16 protein-coding genes, 5 tRNA genes and 1 riboswitch are annotated in these 19,347 nt (G+C 37.2%); of the genes, 1 reads left to right on the top strand and 20 read right to left on the bottom strand.

Annotated features, from left to right (window positions below):
• Positions 1-260: 260 nt before the first annotated feature.
• The 13 genes from prfB to FHY60_RS14360 all read right to left on the bottom strand — a co-directional run bounded on the left by prfB (position 261) and on the right by FHY60_RS14360 (position 12,083).
• A protein-coding gene (gene prfB / locus FHY60_RS14300) for a peptide chain release factor 2 (RefSeq protein ID WP_139905664.1) occupies positions 261-1,383 on the bottom strand; the annotation gives its coding sequence in 2 pieces (ribosomal slippage) (positions 261-1,304 and positions 1,306-1,383; 1,122 coding nt in all).
• Between the two features lie 16 nt (positions 1,384-1,399).
• A complete protein-coding gene (gene secA, locus FHY60_RS14305) occupies positions 1,400-3,904 on the bottom strand; it encodes a preprotein translocase subunit SecA (protein ID WP_139905665.1) in 2,505 nt (834 codons plus the stop codon).
• A gap of 132 nt (positions 3,905-4,036) precedes the next feature.
• Positions 4,037-4,570: a ribosome hibernation-promoting factor, HPF/YfiA family gene (hpf, locus tag FHY60_RS14310; RefSeq protein ID WP_139905666.1), complete on the bottom strand. Its 534-nt coding sequence runs from the start codon at positions 4,568-4,570 to the stop codon at positions 4,037-4,039.
• A 638-nt stretch (positions 4,571-5,208) separates the two neighbouring features.
• On the bottom strand, positions 5,209-5,883 hold the full coding sequence (locus FHY60_RS14315) for a ComF family protein (RefSeq protein WP_139905667.1): 675 nt from the start codon (positions 5,881-5,883) through the stop codon (positions 5,209-5,211).
• A complete protein-coding gene (locus FHY60_RS14320) occupies positions 5,856-6,875 on the bottom strand; it encodes a hypothetical protein (protein ID WP_139905668.1) in 1,020 nt (339 codons plus the stop codon). Before FHY60_RS14320 ends, FHY60_RS14315 begins: the two co-directional genes overlap by 28 nt.
• A gap of 29 nt (positions 6,876-6,904) precedes the next feature.
• Positions 6,905-9,130 carry an SF1B family DNA helicase RecD2 gene (gene recD2, locus FHY60_RS14325; RefSeq protein ID WP_139905669.1) on the bottom strand — a complete coding sequence of 742 codons (2,226 nt, stop codon included), beginning with the start codon at positions 9,128-9,130 and terminating at the stop codon, positions 6,905-6,907.
• A gap of 159 nt (positions 9,131-9,289) precedes the next feature.
• Positions 9,290-10,465 carry a methionine adenosyltransferase gene (gene metK / locus FHY60_RS14330; protein ID WP_139905670.1) on the bottom strand — a complete coding sequence of 392 codons (1,176 nt, stop codon included), beginning with the start codon at positions 10,463-10,465 and terminating at the stop codon, positions 9,290-9,292.
• Positions 10,466-10,575: 110 nt separating this feature from the next.
• Positions 10,576-10,677, bottom strand: a riboswitch (SAM riboswitch).
• Between the two features lie 210 nt (positions 10,678-10,887).
• A tRNA-Tyr gene (locus FHY60_RS14335) sits at positions 10,888-10,972 on the bottom strand.
• A gap of 4 nt (positions 10,973-10,976) precedes the next feature.
• Positions 10,977-11,052: transfer RNA gene (locus FHY60_RS14340), tRNA-Thr, on the bottom strand.
• An 11-nt stretch (positions 11,053-11,063) separates the two neighbouring features.
• Positions 11,064-11,139, bottom strand: a tRNA-Val gene (locus FHY60_RS14345).
• Positions 11,140-11,151: 12 nt separating this feature from the next.
• Positions 11,152-11,236 (bottom strand) — tRNA-Tyr (locus FHY60_RS14350).
• A 4-nt stretch (positions 11,237-11,240) separates the two neighbouring features.
• A tRNA-Thr gene (locus tag FHY60_RS14355) sits at positions 11,241-11,316 on the bottom strand.
• A 152-nt stretch (positions 11,317-11,468) separates the two neighbouring features.
• On the bottom strand, positions 11,469-12,083 hold the full coding sequence (locus FHY60_RS14360; protein ID WP_139905671.1) for a hypothetical protein: 615 nt from the start codon (positions 12,081-12,083) through the stop codon (positions 11,469-11,471).
• A 109-nt stretch (positions 12,084-12,192) separates the two neighbouring features.
• Between FHY60_RS14360 and yyaC the strand changes: the two genes are divergently transcribed.
• Complete coding sequence (gene yyaC, locus FHY60_RS14365; protein ID WP_139905672.1) at positions 12,193-12,735, top strand: spore protease YyaC; 543 nt, start codon at positions 12,193-12,195, stop codon at positions 12,733-12,735.
• A 142-nt stretch (positions 12,736-12,877) separates the two neighbouring features.
• Here yyaC and mreB read toward each other — a convergent pair whose 3' ends face one another.
• The 7 genes from mreB to FHY60_RS14400 form a co-directional block, all read right to left on the bottom strand.
• Positions 12,878-13,894, bottom strand: a complete 1,017-nt coding sequence (gene mreB, locus FHY60_RS14370; protein WP_139905673.1) for a rod shape-determining protein — start codon at positions 13,892-13,894, stop codon at positions 12,878-12,880.
• Between the two features lie 89 nt (positions 13,895-13,983).
• Positions 13,984-14,238, bottom strand: coding sequence for a sporulation transcriptional regulator SpoIIID (spoIIID, locus tag FHY60_RS14375; protein WP_139905674.1), 255 nt, complete (start codon positions 14,236-14,238; stop codon positions 13,984-13,986).
• Between the two features lie 184 nt (positions 14,239-14,422).
• On the bottom strand, positions 14,423-15,148 hold the full coding sequence (locus FHY60_RS14380; RefSeq protein ID WP_163215774.1) for a M23 family metallopeptidase: 726 nt from the start codon (positions 15,146-15,148) through the stop codon (positions 14,423-14,425).
• 291 nt (positions 15,149-15,439) lie between these two features.
• The gene (spoIID, locus tag FHY60_RS14385; protein WP_139905676.1) at positions 15,440-16,498 is read right to left on the bottom strand and encodes a stage II sporulation protein D; all 1,059 of its coding nucleotides are present in this window, start codon (positions 16,496-16,498) and stop codon (positions 15,440-15,442) included.
• Between the two features lie 138 nt (positions 16,499-16,636).
• Positions 16,637-17,896, bottom strand: coding sequence for a UDP-N-acetylglucosamine 1-carboxyvinyltransferase (gene murA / locus FHY60_RS14390; protein ID WP_139905677.1), 1,260 nt, complete (start codon positions 17,894-17,896; stop codon positions 16,637-16,639).
• A gap of 20 nt (positions 17,897-17,916) precedes the next feature.
• A complete protein-coding gene (locus FHY60_RS14395) occupies positions 17,917-18,612 on the bottom strand; it encodes a YwmB family TATA-box binding protein (RefSeq protein WP_163215772.1) in 696 nt (231 codons plus the stop codon).
• A gap of 332 nt (positions 18,613-18,944) precedes the next feature.
• Positions 18,945-19,346 (bottom strand): F0F1 ATP synthase subunit epsilon, encoded by a 402-nt coding sequence (locus tag FHY60_RS14400; protein ID WP_139905679.1) that lies wholly within the window; start codon positions 19,344-19,346, stop codon positions 18,945-18,947.
• Position 19,347 lies beyond the last annotated feature (1 nt).

Raw genomic sequence — 19,347 nt, forward strand, 5'->3', positions numbered from 1 at the left:
TCACATATTTATATAAGTAAAATACTTTTTTAAGAGGAGGATATGTTAAGTTTTAGGCATAATCAGGCAAGCATAAAAGAATACCTGAATAAGGATAATTTATTATAAAAAAGCTTGTTCAAAACCTAAAAAGTTCATTAAGTTTTGAACAAGCTTAAATTTAGTTGTAGCTAAAATAAAGTTAATCTCTATAAGAAAAAATCCCTCCGCGTCCTCTGTGGATTCAGTGTCTTCAGTAATTAAATTTTTTTGTTCACAATTTACAGATCTAAAGTTCCATTACTGCTCTGCTTTAGATATTCGTTGATAAACAAATCTATATCGCCGTCCATAACCGCCGCTACATTGCCATTCTCTGCATTGGTTCTATGGTCCTTAACCATGGTATAGGGCTGGAATACATAGGATCGGATTTGACTTCCCCAACCTATATCCTTTAAGTCTCCGGAGAGATCTTCTATTTTTTCCTTGTGGGCCCTTACCATAAGTTCTATAAGCTTAGCCTTCAACATTCTCATGGCACTCTCTCTGTTGGCGTGCTGGCTTCTTTCATTTTGACATTGAACCACTATGCCTGTAGGCAAGTGGGTAATTCTTATGGCAGACTCAGTCTTATTAACGTGCTGTCCACCTGCTCCGCCGGACCTGTAGGTATCTACCTTTAGGTCTTCCGGTCTTATATTTATATCCTGACTTTGGGTCAGCTCCGGCAACACTTCAACAGAGGCAAAGGAGGTCTGCCTTTTGCCGTTGGCATTGAAAGGAGAGATTCTTACAAGTCTGTGTATTCCTTTTTCCGCCTTTAGGTAGCCGTAAGCATATTCACCTTTTATACTTAGGGTAACTCCCTTTATACCTGCCTCGTCACCGGGCAAGTAGTCAAGGGTTTCTATAGCATAGCCCTTCTTTTCACACCATCTGGTATACATCCTCAAGAGCATCTCAGTCCAGTCCTGTGCATCTGTGCCGCCTGCACCGGCATGCAGGGTTAAGATAGCATTATTTCTGTCATATTCTCCGGATAGAAGGATCTCTATCCGGAACTTTTCAATTTCCTCTTCAAGCTGCTTTTTTTCCTGTAAAACCTCGGCTACTGAGTCCTCATCGCCGGATTCTTCAATAAGTTCTGCAAGAACCTGTATATCTTCCAATCTCTGATAGACTGCATTGAACCTATCAAGCTTATCCTTTAGCTGCTTACTTTCAACAGTTATCTCTTGGGCCTTATTAATATCATCCCAAAATCCCGGCTGCTGCATGTAAGCCTCCAGTTCCGCTATTCTCTTTTCAAGGCTGGCTATGTCAAAGAGAAGCCCTCATTTCCTCTAGGGTCTGCTTTAACTCTGCCATATTACTTAATGCCTCTTCCAGCTGTAGTAACATATCCTTCACTCCTTATTTATGCCATTCTTCCGCAGCAATTCTTATATTTCTTTCCACTACCACATGGACAAGGATCATTTCTTCCTGCCTTTTTATCCTTCTTAACTGGTTCCTTCTTTAAGCTGTCATCATGACTGGTTCCTGTTTCCTTGGCAACTTTTTCTCTCTCAGGTGCCCTTTCCATCTTTACACGGAAGAGATATTTTACAGTATCAACCTTTATGTTGTAGATCATCTCATTAAACATTTCGCTTCCTTCAAATTGGTAAGCCTGAACAGGATCCTGCTGCTTGTAGGCTCTCAAGCCCATACCTTGCTTTAGGTGATCCATGTTGTCGATATGATCCATCCACTTAGTATCAACCACTCTAAGAAGAATTACTCTTTCAATTTCTCTCATTTGCTCTGAGCCAAATTCTTCTTCCTTTTTCTTATATATGTCTGTGGCAACACTTAGAGCCTTTTCCTTAATTTCATCGTTGGACATTTTTGCTAATTCCTCCGCCTTTAGAAGACCATGTGGAATGCATATGTCCTCTAGGTAGTGAATTAGTTTCTCCACATCACCTTGAACATCTTCTTCCAAACCTGAAAGATGAGAGTCTACAGCATTATATACTACTTCCTGCAGCATATCCTGGATTTGCTCCTTAAGGTCATTACCTTCAAGCACCATAGCTCTCTGCTTGTAAATAACCTCTCTCTGCTGATTCATTACGTCGTCGTAACCAAGCAAGGTCTTTCTTATGTCAAAGTTATTTCCTTCTACTTTCTTCTGAGCATTTTCTATTGCAGAAGTAACCATCTTACTTTCTATTGCTTCATCATCCTGAAGTCCTAACTTTCCAACTATAGTCTGCAGTCTTTCAGATCCAAATATTCTCATCAGATCGTCCTCAAGAGAAATATAGAATCTTGAACTTCCCGGGTCTCCTTGACGGCCGGAACGTCCTCTAAGCTGGTTATCTATACGTCTGGATTCATGTCTTTCAGTACCTATAATCTTGAGCCCTCCAAGCTCAGTAACTCCCTCTCCAAGCTTAATATCAGTACCACGGCCTGCCATGTTAGTAGCAATAGTAACCATGCCCTTTTCGCCTGCATAGGATACAATCTCCGCCTCTTTTTCATGATATTTAGCGTTAAGTACTTGATGAGGAATTCCTCTTCTCTTTAGGAGTGCAGAAAGCATCTCTGATTTTTCAATACTTACGGTACCTACCAATACCGGCTGTCCGGTAGAGTGAGTTTCAACAATCTCCTCTACTATAGCATTGAACTTACCTTTTTCAGTCTTATATACAACATCCGGATAGTCGATTCTTGCTACAGGCCTGTGGGTTGGAATAACAATTACGTCCAATCCATAAATTTCTCTGAATTCGTTCTCCTCTGTCAGTGCTGTACCTGTCATACCAGAAAGCTTTTTGAACATTCTAAAGTAATTCTGGAAGGTAATAGTAGCCAAAGTTCTTGATTCTCTTTGTACATTTACCCCTTCCTTTGCCTCTATGGCCTGATGTAAACCATCGCTGTATCTTCTACCTTCCATAAGTCTTCCAGTAAATTCATCAACGATAATAACTTCCCCATCTTTAACCATGTAGTCCTTATCTTTCTTCATGATATAGTTAGCCTTAAGAGCCTGAGCTACATGATGCTGAATTTCCATATGTGATGGATCTGCATAGTTCTCTATTCTAAAGAATTTTTCTGCTGCCTCAACACCTGCATCTGTCAATATTACAGAATTGGCCTTTTCATCAACAGTAAAGTCTATATCCTTTTTCAGGGTCTTAACAAAGAAGTCAGCAACCTTGTAAAAATCAGTGGACTTCTCACCTTCACCGGAGATTATAAGTGGAGTTCTGGCTTCGTCGATAAGTATGGAGTCAACTTCGTCCACGATAGCAAAGTTTAACTTTCTTTGAACTCTTTCCTCTTTGTATACAACCATATTATCTCTTAGGTAGTCAAAGCCGAATTCATTATTTGTTCCATAGGTTATATCACAGGCATAAGCCTTTTGTCTCTCTTCATGATTCAAACTGTGAATGATAACTCCAACAGTCAAACCTAAGAACTCGTAAACCTGACTCATCCAGTCTCTGTCTCTTTTTGCCAGATAGTCGTTTACAGTTACTATATGTACACCTTCACCGGTAAGAGCATTCAAATATGCAGGTAAAGTTGCCACCAAGGTTTTACCTTCACCGGTTTTCATTTCCGCTATTCTTCCCTGGTGAAGAACTATACCACCAATTAACTGTTCTCTATAATGCTTCATTCCCAGTGTTCTAACAGAAGCTTCTCTAACTGCCGCAAAGGCCTCCGGTAAAATGTCATCTAAGGTTTCTCCATTACTCAATCTTTTCTTAAATTCATCAGTTTTTGCCCTTAACTGTTCATCAGTGAGCTTTTCCATACTATCGCTTAAGGCATCAATCTTATCTACTATGGGGATAATTCTTTTAACTTCCCTTTCACTGTAGGTTCCAAATATCTTATCTAATATTCCCATATTTTTCATCCTCACAATTCTTTTTCTTATTTAAAAAAATTCATTACTTTATATTATAGCATTTATATATTTATAGTTTCAACTTTAATAAAAATAAAACTCCCCTACAGGGGAGTTTATCACCGCTTCTACTTAGTATTCCGGCTCTATTAAACCAAAATTTCCGTCCTTTCTCTTATACACTACGTTTACGTCTCCGCTGTCTGCATTTTCATAAACGAAGAAGTTATGGCCCAACATTTCCATTTGTAGTACAGCTTCCTCAGTGGACATAGGCTTCATGGCAAATTTCTTTGTTCTTACTACTCTATGCTCATCATTATCCGGATCTTCCTTTGGCAAGTCTGGTATGTATTGAAATTTCAATGCATCGCCAGTTTGTCTTTTAGCAAGTCTTGTTTTAACTTTTCTTATTTGTCTTTCAAGCTTATCTATAACTAAATCTATTGAAGCATACATATCTTCATTTTCTTCTTCGCCTCTTAATACAACGCCATTAAAAGGGATTGTAACTTCTATGATTTGTCTATTCTTCTGTACGCTTAATGTAGCCTGTGCTTCAATGTTTGGATTAAAGTACTTTTCTAATTTAAGTAACTTCTTCTCCACTGTAGCCTTAAGCGCCTGTGTTAGTTCCATATTTTTTGCACTTACTGTAATCTTCATAATTCCAGCCCCTCTCTTACCTAATAGGTAATTTTTCTAGTCTATTTTGTGTTTCCTGTTAATTCTATTTTAATATGATTTTAACACAAACTCAACAGTTGAATAGCAAATTTACTGAATATTTACTCAACTTAAATCAATATTCCTTAATATATCTTATATTTTTACAAACTTCTATTTTTTTCTCTTTGTTTTAATATTATTCCCACCTTTCTGCCGATTATACGGCTTGGACAACACATGAATGATTAATGAGTAATTATAGTTGAAATTCAGCAAACGCTGAATTTCTAAAAAATATATTCGAAATATTTTTCTAAGCTTGCTAAGAAAAATTATCCTTAATTACTAATTACTCATTGATAATTACTAATTAATAAAATAAGAACCAATAATCTTATAAGATTATTGGTTCTTATTTTATTAAAGTTAGTTGACCTGGTCTTTGCCCCCACACTCGCCTGCTGGAACTTTCGCTACCCGGATTTAACCTCTCACTACTAATCCTCTCGTCTTCTGACGGCAGGACTTACCTCTAAGCCGCACCATGCTCATCAAAACTTTGTTTAACTTACGTGGGTCGTTTCGCCTGCGACTGGCATCGACTTTCAACCACAAACCTAACTTTTACATTTATATTATATCGCACTTTTGGCTGCAGTCAATATGTTTACTTCTCTGCAGCCGCAAAGCAGCAAAGCCTTTCCACAGTAAAAGGCAGTGGCACCAGTGGTGATAACGTCATCAATTAACAAAACTTTTTTATCTTTTATAGCCTTATAATTTTCTACTGCAAAGGAATTTTCTAAGTTGGTCCACCTAGCATCTCTATCCAAGCCAATTTGATCCTTTGTAGACTTGCTCTTTCTAAGACAGTGGACAACCTTCTTTCCCGTTAGCTCGCTGAGTTTTTTGCTCAAAAACTCACTTTGATTATAGCCTCTTTTTCTAAATGTTTCTTCGCTGCAAGGTACATAAGTAATATAGTCAAATGATATCTCCTTTTCTCTTATGAGCCTTTCCATCAGCTGCGTCAGTAGAGCACCACAATCAAAATCGCTTTTGTATTTTAGTCGTATTATCATTTCCTTTACTAGTGAATTATAGTATGCACAGGAATAGTATTTAAACCTTATTCCTTCTTTTTCAACTTCACCTTCTATAAGAGAATACTTCATCTTGCTCTGACAGCTTTTACACAACATATCTTCTGCAAAGTCACCACAGAGCATGCAGTTATTTGCTCTGCCATAAATAACCTCCAGTACACATCCTAAATAGAACTTTACCCTTTTACCAAACCTACATCCCATATGTGCTTGTTAAATCTCCTTATTATATCTCTACAAATCTCCATATCCCTGGAAATATCATTGGAAAGCAAAATAACTTCACCCAAATTACCTTGTAATATACTAGAAGCTTTGCTGCATATATATACAAGCTTCTTATATTCAAATACCCTACTCTCTGCATGATATACAATGAAATCCGTATTACTCAGTTTTAGCTTTATTATATTTTGATTATGAACAACTATAATTCCCCTGCGTTTATTGAGAAAGTATTGTAATTCCCTGTTTTTTATATCCTTTGCAAGGAATATATTTGTAAGTAGTTCATCCTTGATATTCAAAAGATATTGATATACTCTCTCAGACATCTCCTCATCAGCAGTGAGTACTATTACATTTCTTTGACAGCTGAGAGACCACATCAGATAATCATAGATAACCGTGGGAATCTCCTTGCTTAAGTCCAATCTAGTAGTAATAATTCTGGGTTCAATAAGCGGTATACTTTCCTCCAAGGGAGGCACCTCTATACATGGGGCATTTTGAAATATGCTCTCGATGGATCTGCATATAATTCTGCTGCTTTTATAGAAGTATGAAAGTAAATCTAATATCTCAAGCCTGCTTAGCTTCGATAGACTGCTTGTGTCATCATATATAACCAGATCATAGCTGCTTTGAAGGGAGAGAGCACCATCAACGGCTGCAATTACCAGCGGCTTATTTTCTCTCACTCTCTTTATTCCTTCCATGTTACTGCAGTATTCTGTAAAACTTCTTTTCTTTAAGATATCTACAATATAATTTATACCAATATCATCATTAACAATATATAGGATGGTTTTGCCTTCATTTAAATATTTAAAAATTAACTCTTCAAAAACATTGCATTTACTATAGGGCACCGTTATGATATTTAGTGCCTTTTCATTTTCTCTGCTCCAATTTAAAATAGCTTTAACAATTCTCTCTCTCTCTTTTACAGCAGTATCAGAATGAGATTTAATCATTCACTTCCTCCCCTTTTTTAAAACTGCTTTTACTTCAAAACATCACTGTTTATAATATGCTGAATCCTCCATTTTAAGGATGAATATCTTTCAAAACTTCTATTGTTATTTATCATAAAGTGCAGGGCCTTAACGGAACCTACTACCACTACCATCTTCTTTGCTCTTGTTATACCGGTATACAACAGATTTTTATTCATGAGCATTGGGGGTCCCATAAAGGACGGCATGATTACTACAGGAAATTCACTACCTTGGCTTTTATGAATTGTTATTGCATAAGCTAGGTCCAACTCATCCAAATATACAAAATCATATACAACCAATCTTTCATCGTCGAAAACAACTGTCAGTGCATTTTCCTCTTCATCTATTTGTTGAATAAAGCCCACATCTCCATTGAAAACACCAATACCTTCATTTTCCCCTTCTCCGGCAATTCTAGTCCACTTCAAGGAGTAATTATTCTTAGTCTGCATTACCTTATCCCCAACTCTGAAAATCGTATCCCTATATTTCTTCTCTGCTTTTTGGGGATCCGGAGGATTGAGGATCTTTTGTAACTCAGTATTTAAATTTTGAACTCCTAATGTTCCTTTTCTCATGGGAGACAATATTTGTATATGCTGCAGCTTATTCCAAGACGGATTAAATTTAGGCAATCTTGTATTTATAAGATCTATTAAAGTTGTAAGGATGTAATTAGGCTCCTCTTCCTTTATAAAGTAAAAATCTTTGTTTTTCTCATTTAGCAGAGGCATTTCCCCATTGTTTATCCTGTGAGCATTAACAACAATCATACTCTCCTTGGACTGCCTGAAAATGTCCTTTAGTTTAACAACCTTGGCACATCCGCTTTCAATAAGGTCCCTTAAAACATTTCCCGGGCCTACCGATGGCAACTGATCTACGTCACCAACTATTATAATTCTTGTCCCAAGAGAAACTGCCTTTAGCAGACTGTTCATCAACATAATGTCAACCATAGAAGCTTCATCAATAATGAGCACATCTCCTTCTAACGGACTGTTCTCACCTTTTGAAAAATCCATGTTTTCATCTTCGCTATAGCCAAGCTCCAATAGTCTGTGAATAGTCTTTGCTTCCCTGCCCGTAGCTTCCGTCATTCTTTTGGCAGCTCTTCCGGTGGGAGCCCCCATTAATACCTTCATTCCGGCTTTTTCAAAAATCTCAATAATACAGTTTATTATTGTGGTTTTACCGGTACCAGGTCCACCGGTAATTATCTCAACTCCATTGTCCACAATTCCCCTGATGGCTTCGATTTGAGAAGGGGCAAAACCAATGTTATACTTTTTCTCGAAATCCTTTATTTCCCTATCAATATCTACATTTAGCACTTCATATTGACCAAAAGCCATGGTTAATATTTTTTTAGTAACTCCCAGTTCACAGTAATAGTAAGGAAGCGTAAAGACACAATCCTCTCCTTCTATAGTTTCTATTTTTATCTTACCTTCCAAGGTACTTTCTATAACATTCTTCTCAATATCCTCTTTAGATACGCAAAGTATGTCTACGCCTTCTTTCAGAAGCTTCTCCATGGGCATATAAGTATTACCCAGAGTGCAGAACTCATTGATTAAATATTTAATACCACTTTGAATTCTATAGGGTGAATTTACCTCTACTCCAAGACTCCGAGCTATTTTATCCGCTGTCTTAAAACCTATACCGGAGACTTCTTCTGTCAGTATATATGGGTTTTCTTTAACCACTGAGATAGAGTCTGCACCAAACCTTTTATATATCTTCATACATTGGTTGGGTGTCACCCCATAACCTTGAAGAAAGACCATTATGCCTTTAACTTCTCTTTGCTTAAAGTAAGATTCATATATGAGTCCAATCTTCTTTTCGCCGATTCCGTCTATCTCTGCCAATCTGGAGATATCATTCTCCAATATATCGAAGGTCTTATCACCAAATTTATCTACTATTTTCTTTGCAGTTACCGGTCCTATACCGGTTATTACCCCTGATGCCAAATAGCGCTCGATTCCAAGCAGTGTAGCCGGCATAATTTCTTCACAGCTCTCCACCATCAGCTGCTGACCAAACTGAGGATGTATTACCCATTGACCGGTAAGCTTTAATTCCTGTCCTTCTGTAATATATGGTATAGTGCCCACAATGGTTATCTTTTTATTACCATTTTTCACCTTGGCCACTACATATCCGTTATCATTATTCTGAAATACTATTTCATCAACTGTCCCCTGTATTTCCGACATATAATCTCTCCTAAACCAAGTTTCTATACATTTTTTTATGCTGAACATCAATATATAATAAGCATAACCTATTAACAAATCAAACTCAATATCTTTAATTATTGACACAAAAAGGAAAAAAATGCAGTGAAAACATTGTCACTGCATTTTTACATATTTTTATAAATACTTTTTAATTTCTTCCACCTTATCTAGTCTTTCCCATGGCAGGTCCAGATCTAATCTTCCAAAGTGTCCGTAGGCGGCAGTTTGCTTATAAATTGGTCTTCTTAATTCAAGATCTCTGATTATGGCACCAGGTCTTAAATCAAATACCTTATTTATAATTCCCACTATCTTGTCGTCGCCAAGTTTTCCTGTTCCAAAAGTGTCAACCTCAATTGAAACCGGTCTTGCAACACCTATTGCATAAGCTATTTCAATCTCTAACTTATCAGCTACACCTGCGGCCACAAGGTTCTTAGCAACCCATCTTGCAGCATAAGCAGCAGAACGGTCAACTTTCGTTGGATCCTTTCCTGAGAAAGCTCCACCACCATGTCTTCCGTAGCCGCCGTACGTATCAACTATTATCTTTCTTCCGGTTAAGCCTGAGTCTCCCTGTGGACCTCCAACTACAAATCTACCTGTAGGATTTATAAAGTATCTTGTTTTTTCATCCAATAACTCTGCTGGCACAACTGGTTTTATAACATGCTCAATTATGTCTTTTTCTATTTGAGACTGATCAACCTCCGGTCCATGTTGAGCAGAAACTACTATAGTATCTATTCTTACTGGCTTATTATCATCATATTCAATAGTTACTTGAGTTTTTCCATCCGGTCTTAAATAAGCTAAGGTTCCATTTTTTCTTACCTCAGCTAATCTTCTTGCAAGCTTATGGGCTGTAGCTATAGGAAGGGGCATATATTCCGGTGTTTCATTTGTTGCAAAACCGAACATCATACCTTGGTCACCGGCTCCAACAGCTTCAACCTTATCCATTTCACCTTTCTTGGCTTCCAAAGCCTCATTAACACCCATTGCGATATCCGGAGATTGCTCATCTATAGAAGTTAAAACCGCACAAGTATCACAATCAAAGCCATATTTTGCTCTTACATAGCCTATTTCCTCTACGGTCTTTCTAACAACCTTAGGAATGTCTACATAACAATTAGTAGATATTTCCCCCATAACAAGTACCATACCGGTAGTTACTGCTGTCTCACAAGCAACTCTGGCATTAGGGTCCCGTTCAAGAATAGTATCTAGTATAGCATCAGATATTTGGTCACAAATTTTATCTGGATGTCCTTCAGTAACAGATTCAGATGTAAATAATCTCTTCATTGTAATTCGGCTAGCCTGAATATAAGTACAATATTCAGTTTATACCTTACACTCCTTTCATGTATATAAAATAAAAAACCTCTCCGATAAGAAGAGGTACGTGCCACCTTCTCTTATCTTGCAGTAAACTGCCGGAATTGGCACCTTTGTGAAAAACTTCACCGGTTGCCGGGTTTCATTGGGCCCTTTCCCTCCACCTCTCTTGATAAGAGTATATCCATATTCTATGATTAGTAAGCAAAGTTTATTGTAGCATCAGTAAAATCACATGTCAACAGGCATCAGCAATTAATAATAAATAATTAATGTCAATTATTCTAATTCGTATTTTTAATTTAGGGTTTTCATAAAAGGCTACCTCACGTGTGTTCTCACAAATTTTCTACGCAATGAAAAAAGGATACTTTACGGTATCCTTTTTGTGGTGGAGGAAGATGGATTCGAACCATCGAAGTCAGTGACAACAGATTTACAGTCTGCCCCCTTTGGCCACTCGGGAATTCCTCCAAAATGGAGCTGGCAATCGGAATCGAACCAACAACCTGCTGATTACAAGTCAGCTGCTCTGCCTATTGAGCTATGCCAGCATATTAAATTGTGGTGGGCACAACAGGGATCGAACCTGTGACCCTCTGCTTGTAAGGCAGATGCTCTCCCAGCTGAGCTATGCGCCCACGATTTAAATTTGGTGGAGGAGAGTGGATTCGAACCACTGAAGTCAGTGACAACAGATTTACAGTCTGCCCCCTTTGGCCGCTCGGGAACTCCTCCAATATGGAGCTGGCAATCGGAATCGAACCAACAACCTGCTGATTACAAGTCAGCTGCTCTGCCTATTGAGCTATGCCAGCATATTTCTTCTCAACAACTTATCGCTGTCGACAAGGAATAGTATACATAGAACTCCTTATTAATTCAAACCTAAATATAGACCATACATCAAGATTAAGTTGCTTTTTCTTAATTTAACGCCCATTTTCTTAATTTTAAGCCACATTTTACTTTATTTATCTATATATGCTTCTATGGTATCTACATACATGTACTTTTCCGCTATATCCTTAACTTTCTCATAGTCCTTGCTGCTCAATCTAGTCTTCAGAAGACTAAAGGTATTGATTATTCCTCTTGATGCATTCTCATCGTATAAATAGTTACTTATTCTGGCATAGTCCACTGGTGATATCTTTGAGGCTACGGTAAGCAATCTGGCCTTTTCAGCTAGAGTAAGCCTATCTTCTATTGTGTAGGATTCTACCTTAAACACAGCTGCACTATCAGGATATTCCTCTTCCTCCTGCTTTGTCTGGCTTTGCCCTTTATTCTTTCTGTTATCTATAACTACAAAGCTGTGCTCTTGAGGAATACTTCCCTCTTCTTCCTGCTCAGTTTTTGAATCTTCTTCCTCTGTATTTTTATCATTAACTTTTGAACTATCCCTGCTTTGAGCTTTCAAAGCCTGCTGTTCATCTGCTTGCTTTTCCTGGTTTTTCTTTTGAACTAATTTCACTTCTTCATATGGCTCAACATCTGTCTGCAGCTTGCTGCTTAATAACATTACAGCAACTGACACCGTAGTTGTAAGTACAACTAAAAATGATAGCAGTTTATACTTCATATTGCTCACCCCTATCTAACATTTTTTCATTTTTTCCATTTTTTATTCTAATTAACCTTAATATTCTAAATGTTTTTTTCATATATATTATCGAGGGGGTGTTGAGTGCTTGAATAAAATCAAAGTGCATTATAAAGATATACTTGCTTATTACGAGTTAGCCTACTTTATAAAAGACTATATCGATGAAAATACTTTAATTGTTTGTATTGGAACCGATAGGTGTATCGGTGATTGTCTTGGTCCATTGGTTGGGACATTTCTAAAGGAGAAATGTCTGCCGCTGCCTGTGTATGGTACAATATCGGAACCCATCCACGCTTTGAATCTTGACAAAAGACTAGCTGAAATTAAAAATCTTCACCCCAAAGCAAATATTATAGGCGTAGATGCCTGTTTAGGCGATGGCGATTGTATTGGTGAAATTCAGGGCAGAGATTATCCTATACATCCAGGAAAAGGTGTAGGAAAATCACTTCCAGATGTTGGCGAAAGTTCAATCATTGGTATTGTTGATTCTTCTGATAATAATGAACTTTTTACCAATAGAACTATCCGGCTTAACTTAATAATGGAAATGTCCAGAGTAATAGCTGACGGAATTTTACATGCTGTATATCTATCTCTCAATAGGCAAAAGAGAATTTTTTAATACTCATATATAACTGATCATGAGATTATTAAGATCTTCGATTATCACAAGTATGTAAAGATATCAACAAAAAAGATTTGCGAATGTGGTTTATTACATTCGCAAATCTAAAAAAACGGTATCAAAATATATCACCATTTAATCACATACTAATAATACTAGAATCCAATTCATCTAAATAATCAAGGGATTTACCGGTTCCTATTGCTACGCATTCTACAGAATTCTCTGCAATAAATACCGGAACCTTTGTAGCTTCGGATATCCTTTTGTCTAATCCGTGCAATAAGGCTCCTCCCCCAGTCATTACAATTCCCTTTTCCATTATATCAGCAGCTAGTTCCGGTGGAGTTTTTTCCAATACTGAATGAGCGCATTCTACAATTGCTGTAACAGTCTCATTTAAAGCCTCTCTTATCTCTTCGGAAGTAACAGTAAGGTTAGTTGGTAAACCTGTAATCAAATCCCTTCCTCGTATCTCCATTGAAGTGTCTTTATCTCTCTTATAGGCTGTACCAATATTAATTTTAATATCTTCTGCCGTCCTCTCACCTATCATTAACTTGTGCTTTTTTCTTATGTATCTTATTATGGCCTCATCAAACTTGTCTCCTGCCACCTTAATAGAAGATCTTACAACCATTCCGTCAAGTGAGATAACTGCTATATCAGTAGTACCTCCACCAATATCTATAATCATGTTTCCACTTGCTTTAGTTATATCTAGGCCTGCACCAATTGCAGCTGCCAGGGGTTCTTCCATCAAAAAAACCTTTTTTGCTCCTGCATTAATAGCAGCATCTTTTACTGCTCTCTTTTCAACTTCTGTTGCTTCACAAGGAACGCACACCATAACTCGGGGAGCAGAAATTCTTCTCTTTCCACAGGCTTTTTTGATAAAATATTTAAGCATTTTCTCTGTAATATCATAATCTGAAATTACACCATCTCTTAATGGTCTTATGGCAACAATATTTCCAGGTGTTCTTCCGATCATCTGTCTTGCATCTTGTCCTACAGCTAAAACCTTATTGGTTGTTTTGTCGATTGCTACTACTGATGGCTCTTCCAGAATAACACCCTTACCTTTAACATACACAAGAACTGTCGCGGTGCCCAAATCTATCCCCATATCCGCGCCCATACCAAAAAACCACATTCCTAAACCCACTCCTGACATATTACATATTATTAATTATTTTGCTATAAGATTACAAATTTCTCATTTTCATTATACTAGGAATGTGGTTAACCTTCAATAGCTTTATATTTCATCTTCGTGGCTTTTCCACCTCTGATGTGTCTTTCTGCCTTATTTAAATCCAGAATAAGCTTTGCTTGCATAGCAACAGCCGGATTAATCTTTGGTAACCTCTCTGTCATGTCTTTGTGTATAGTGCTCTTACTAACGCCAAAAACCTTTGCTGTTTTTCTAATAGTTGCCTTAGAATCTATGATATAATTAGCGACTTCAAGAACACGTTCTTCGATGTAGTCTTTCAAAGTGCTGCCTCCTTAACTCTCTATTATTTATAAATATGCGCTTATTTATTCTTAAATTACCTTTATCCAAACAACTATCAACTTTTTGTTCCCTTAAGTACCATATCTTTGCATATTTACAGCTATCAGTACCCTACCGGATAATACCTGAGATCTATCAAGTACATCCGGCAGGGAACTAAAATTAATTTTTCTCTAAAGGACTATAAGTTACATATTTTGCAGGATTAACATATTGATTATCCTTCATTACTTCAAAATGAAGATGGTCGCCATAGTATTCATTAGAGTAACTTCCTCTAGTTTTTCCTACGGCACCAATAACCTGGCTCTTCTTCACAGTATCGCCAACTTTTACTTTTACGTCCTCTTTTAAGTTAGCATATACAGTCTTCAGGCCATTTTGGTGATCAATAATAATATATTGACCAAGCTCTGTACCATCATTGTGAATGGCTTCCACTTTACCGTCTAATACTGAGTAAACAGGGCTATCAACCTTTGCCACAATTTCAATTCCGTTATTTGTCTTATAAGTTCCTATGGTTTCGCATTTTACCAAACCGGTATTATAAGTTGTGGCCTTTGTTCCTTCAACAGGTTTCACAAACGTGTAATCGACAGTTTGTGATACTGCTGTAGAATCTGAGCCATTTTTAGGAACAGAAATATTGGTATCATTTTTCACCTGAGTAGCGTTTGGTATCTCAGTAGTCTGCCCATCAGTATTATTTGCGGCCAGATTTGTTTCTGTAGTCTCCTGTACTACCGGCGGCTTAGTAACTGACTTGCTATTTCTTGCAGTAATAGCAGCAACCGTAGCTACAATACAGAGGCACACAAACAATATTACGTAGAATCCCTCCTTCTTAAAGAAGTTTGATGATTTGTCAAATAATCTTTTGTCCATACGAACACCTCCTTTTTGTAGTCTGTCCAGAGTACAGCAAATAATACATTTTTCCATTGAAAAATTTTCCTTATTTTCTGACTAAAACTGACATCTAATGGTAGATTTTTCATAATAAAAGTTTGATTTTAGTTGTCAAATGTCAGATATTAGATTTTCACGGAAGATTCTGCAGAATGTATAATTTGAACTCATAATTATATTTAATCTACAAAAAGGAAACTTTATACTAATAAAAGGGAATTCAGCCTCGCTGAATTCCCCCAACTCTTAATTTTGAATTCTTAATTGTTATTGTATTTTCTCAACCTTCGTTCCCTGATAGTAATGAGTTAAAATGCTAATATAGTCATAGCCCTTTTTAGCCATGGCATTTGCTCCCCATTGGCTCATGCCGACGCCATGTCCATTTCCCCGGCATAGAATTTCAACTACATACTGCTTAAAATTTAATGTAAAATTAGCAGAATTCAAATCCAGCATAAATCTAAACTGTGATCCGGTGATAGTTTCACTGCCGATTTTCATTTTTGTTACTGTGCCCGCGTCGCTGGTTTCCAATATTTCAATCTGTTTATGTAAGTTTTTTGCTGAAACCTTTGCAGAGGGAAAATTTTTATTTATGTTGTTTGCAAGGTTTTCATATTTAAACTCATAGCTTTTCTTAAAACTTTCTTTAGCAATTTCTTCTCCAGGACTTTCTACGCTTTTCAGATAGGGTTCACTAAAGCCAAAAACTGTTTGAGCATCTTCAGTTTTTCCGCTGCTGGCCGCGAAGTACTGTGGTCTCATTACCAGTTGTCCATTGTAGGTCAAGACTTGTCCCTCAGTAGACTTCACTGCACTTACTATTTTGCTCCAAAGCTCTTCCCTTTTATCTTCTTCCCATCCACTCATCCTGGTATCCTTGTCCATATATACCTGACAATGTACGGTATCACAAAGATCAGCACCTTGATAATTGCTGCATCCGGTTCCACCTAAAGACTTTAACCTAGATATTGCATAGGTCCTTGCAGCTACCGCTTGAGCCTTTAAGGCCTCCATTTCAAAATTTGCAGGCATTTCTCCCGATAATACTCCCGGTAAATACTCCTCTACATCAAATTCCATTATTTTATTTGCTCCGGTCAAATACACCTTTATTTTGTCATACTTAATGCCAAGGTCTCTAGCTTTTACATTACTTGGATCTAATATGTACTCTTCATTCTTTTTATAAGTCTTATACTTAGTATTAGACTTATAGAATATAGGGGCAATTATAGGAAGAATAAGTATTAATGCCGCTATGCCCATAATAATATACTTGCTCTTATTCACGTTAACGGTCCAAATAATTCTTCTCATGTTTACCCCCTTAAGTTTTGATTTTCTATATAAATGTATTTAGTTTTTCTGTTAATTATGACTGAATAAAAGTATATCCTTCCCATCAGGGCAAAGAAAAAAGGACTTATAATCGCTTAAGTCCTTTTACAAAACAACCTATTCTTTTAATCTTCGAATGTCTGCCCCTAACATTTGGATCTTCTTTTCAATTTCTACATAACCTCTATCTATGTGATATATATCACCTATAGCTGTAACGCCTTCAGCAGACAGAGCTGCCAGAATTAATGCCGCCCCAGCTCTCAAGTCTGTTGCCTTTACTTCTGCGCCGCAAAGCCGATCTACACCTTCGATTACAGCACTTCTGCCCTCTATTTTTATTTCTGCCCCCATTCTTTTGAGCTCGCCAACATGCATATATCTGTTTTCAAATATGGTTTCAGTAATAATGCTCGTTCCCTTTACCGTACTCAACAGTGCCATCATTTGTGCCTGCATGTCTGTTGGAAAGCCAGGATATGGCATAGTTTTGATATCTACAGGTCTTAGGTCTCTGTCACCGTCTACGATAATGCTTTCTCCCTGTATTTCCATTGCTACCCCGCACTCTGTCAGCTTTGCTATAACAGGCTTCATATGTTCTTCCATAATACCATTAATCTTTATTTTGCTTTTGGTAATTGCTGCAGCCACCATAAAGGTTCCTGCCTCAATTCTGTCATATATGGGAGTATGGGTAACTCCTTTTAGCTCCTTTACTCCACTAATCTTTATTGTGTCTGTTCCTGCACCTTTTATTTTTGCTCCCATAGAATTTAAAAAGTGGGCAAGGTCTTCAATTTCTGGTTCTGCTGCAGCATTTTCTATGGTAGTCTCTCCTTCGGCTAATGCAGCAGCCATCATTATATTCTCAGTAGCTCCCACTGAAGGAAAGTCCAAATATATTTTATTTCCTATAAGCTTATTTGTATTGGCTTCCACATATCCATGACCAAGCTTTATTTTGACTCCCAAGGCAGTAAGTCCCTTCAGGTGTAGATCTATTGGCCTTGTACCAATATTGCAGCCTCCCGGAAGTGAAATTCTAAACTTGCCGAATCTGGCTATCATAGGTCCCATGATTAGAAAAGATGCTCTCATTTTTCTTACCAACTCTGGGTTTGGCTCCCCGGTGCATGCCTTAGAAGTGTCTATTGTTATTATGTTATTTGTTCGATTTATATTAACCTCTGCATTTAAAGATCTCAATACATCACAAATAACTAACACATCTTCCAGCATTGGTGCATTCCTAATATAGCATTTATCACCGCTAAGGATACTTGCAGCAATAATCGGAAGTACAGAATTCTTAGCTGAACTGATATTTACTTCACCACTTAACTTGCATCCACCTTTTACAATTATTTTTTCCATATTATCCTCCACGAAAATTGTTAATAACATGTGCTGATTACTGGTGTACCTACTATTACATAAACTCCAGAATCATAGCTGCGAATCGCACAATTTATATCAATTAACTCCTTACCCATTTTCATTTGTTCACCTTTTCCGGTATAGGCAGTTACACTATAACCCTGGTTTATGCCTATCCAGCTTGCTTTTGAAGCACCGCCCTTTATTAGGGCACTTTCCACTATCTTTTTTGCCTCATTAAGGTCCTTCTTTTCCGTTTTTGCCTTTACATATTTAAAGCACTTAAACTGTAAGCCTTCTGCCTTCATTATGTCTTCTAACTTAGTCTTAAGCACGTCTATGTTATGAAAATTATCTTCTTCAACTATGTTTACCACAATTTTACTCTCCGTTCCCTTCAAATGCTGGACATAGCCCCTACAGTTTTTTGTTTTAAATTCAATGCAATATTGAAAGGCATCTTTTATTACTTTTACATCCAGAGTCTCTCTATGCAACGGTAAGTTACTAAATAAGCTCACAACCTTCTCTTCACCATTACCTTCAAAATCCAGTTCATACTTTAAGCCTTGTTCTACAACCTTTCCTGATGTTTTCTGAAGAATTGCTTCCGTAATTTCTGCATTGTTCTTGGCAAAGGAAGTGGTTGCAGTAAAATAAACGACCAATATCAAAACATAAAAGAATAAGAATACATTATATGGCTTTTTCAAGTTATTACCCCCTATCTTTTCTATGATTATTGCCAAAAAATAGGAGGCGTATACAAGGAAAATTCTTTTAATATACTATTAATATATAAACTTTCTTAAAAAGTGTGAAAAAGTGTTTTTGCGGTACCCTACTATTAAGCTGAAAAGACGAAACAAAAGAAATTAAACACTGAAAAAACGGAGGACACTAAGGACATTGATCAAATCAAAAAAAGATTCAGCAACGCTGAATCTAATAAAGATAAATTAAAGATATTTCTCAGCTTCGCTGGGAAATATCTTCCTTAATTGTCAATTGTCCATTGTCAATTATCAATAAACATCCTCTTCTATTATTTAGTTAATTTTAACCTGGTCAAAGCACGTGCAAGAGCGACCTCCGCCCTCTTAGTGTCTATTTCTTCATTGTGGTCCTTTAGCCTTTTTTCAGCACGGGACAAAGCTTCCTGGGCCCTCTTCTCATCTATATCCTCCGGCCATTCACAAGCATCACAAAGCATTTCTACTTGATTGTTTTTTATTCTCATTATTCCTGAGGAAGTAAAGGCTTTGAAGGTTTTTCCCTCTTCATCAATGAATTCTGTCACCGCTGGTACCAATATTGTAGTCAAGGCCATATGTCTCGGTAATATCTGAAAAGGGCCCTCTAAGTTACTGGTCTTTATACTTTTTACCTGACCTATATAAAACTTCTTTTCCGGTGTGAGAATTGTCAATTTAATCGTTTGAGACATA

Source organism: Clostridium thermarum (assembly GCF_006351925.1).
GTDB classification, from domain to species: domain Bacteria; phylum Bacillota; class Clostridia; order Clostridiales; family Clostridiaceae; genus Clostridium_AU; species Clostridium_AU thermarum.

Bases quoted from the DNA above. Each gene is read 5' to 3' on its own strand.
- secA (WP_139905665.1), bottom strand. From the start codon at position 3,904: ATGGGAATATTAGATAAGATATTTGGAACCTACAGTGAAAGGGAAGTT.
- hpf (WP_139905666.1), bottom strand. From the start codon at position 4,570: ATGAAGATTACAGTAAGTGCAAAAAATATGGAACTAACACAGGCGCTT.
- FHY60_RS14315 (WP_139905667.1), bottom strand. From the start codon at position 5,883: ATGGGATGTAGGTTTGGTAAAAGGGTAAAGTTCTATTTAGGATGTGTA.
- FHY60_RS14320 (WP_139905668.1), bottom strand. From the start codon at position 6,875: ATGATTAAATCTCATTCTGATACTGCTGTAAAAGAGAGAGAGAGAATT.
- recD2 (WP_139905669.1), bottom strand. From the start codon at position 9,130: ATGTCGGAAATACAGGGGACAGTTGATGAAATAGTATTTCAGAATAAT.
- metK (WP_139905670.1), bottom strand. From the start codon at position 10,465: ATGAAGAGATTATTTACATCTGAATCTGTTACTGAAGGACATCCAGAT.
- FHY60_RS14360 (WP_139905671.1), bottom strand. From the start codon at position 12,083: ATGAAGTATAAACTGCTATCATTTTTAGTTGTACTTACAACTACGGTG.
- mreB (WP_139905673.1), bottom strand. From the start codon at position 13,894: ATGTGGTTTTTTGGTATGGGCGCGGATATGGGGATAGATTTGGGCACC.
- FHY60_RS14380 (WP_163215774.1), bottom strand. From the start codon at position 15,148: ATGGACAAAAGATTATTTGACAAATCATCAAACTTCTTTAAGAAGGAG.
- spoIID (WP_139905676.1), bottom strand. From the start codon at position 16,498: ATGAGAAGAATTATTTGGACCGTTAACGTGAATAAGAGCAAGTATATT.
- murA (WP_139905677.1), bottom strand. From the start codon at position 17,896: ATGGAAAAAATAATTGTAAAAGGTGGATGCAAGTTAAGTGGTGAAGTA.
- FHY60_RS14400 (WP_139905679.1), bottom strand. From the start codon at position 19,346: ATGTCTCAAACGATTAAATTGACAATTCTCACACCGGAAAAGAAGTTT.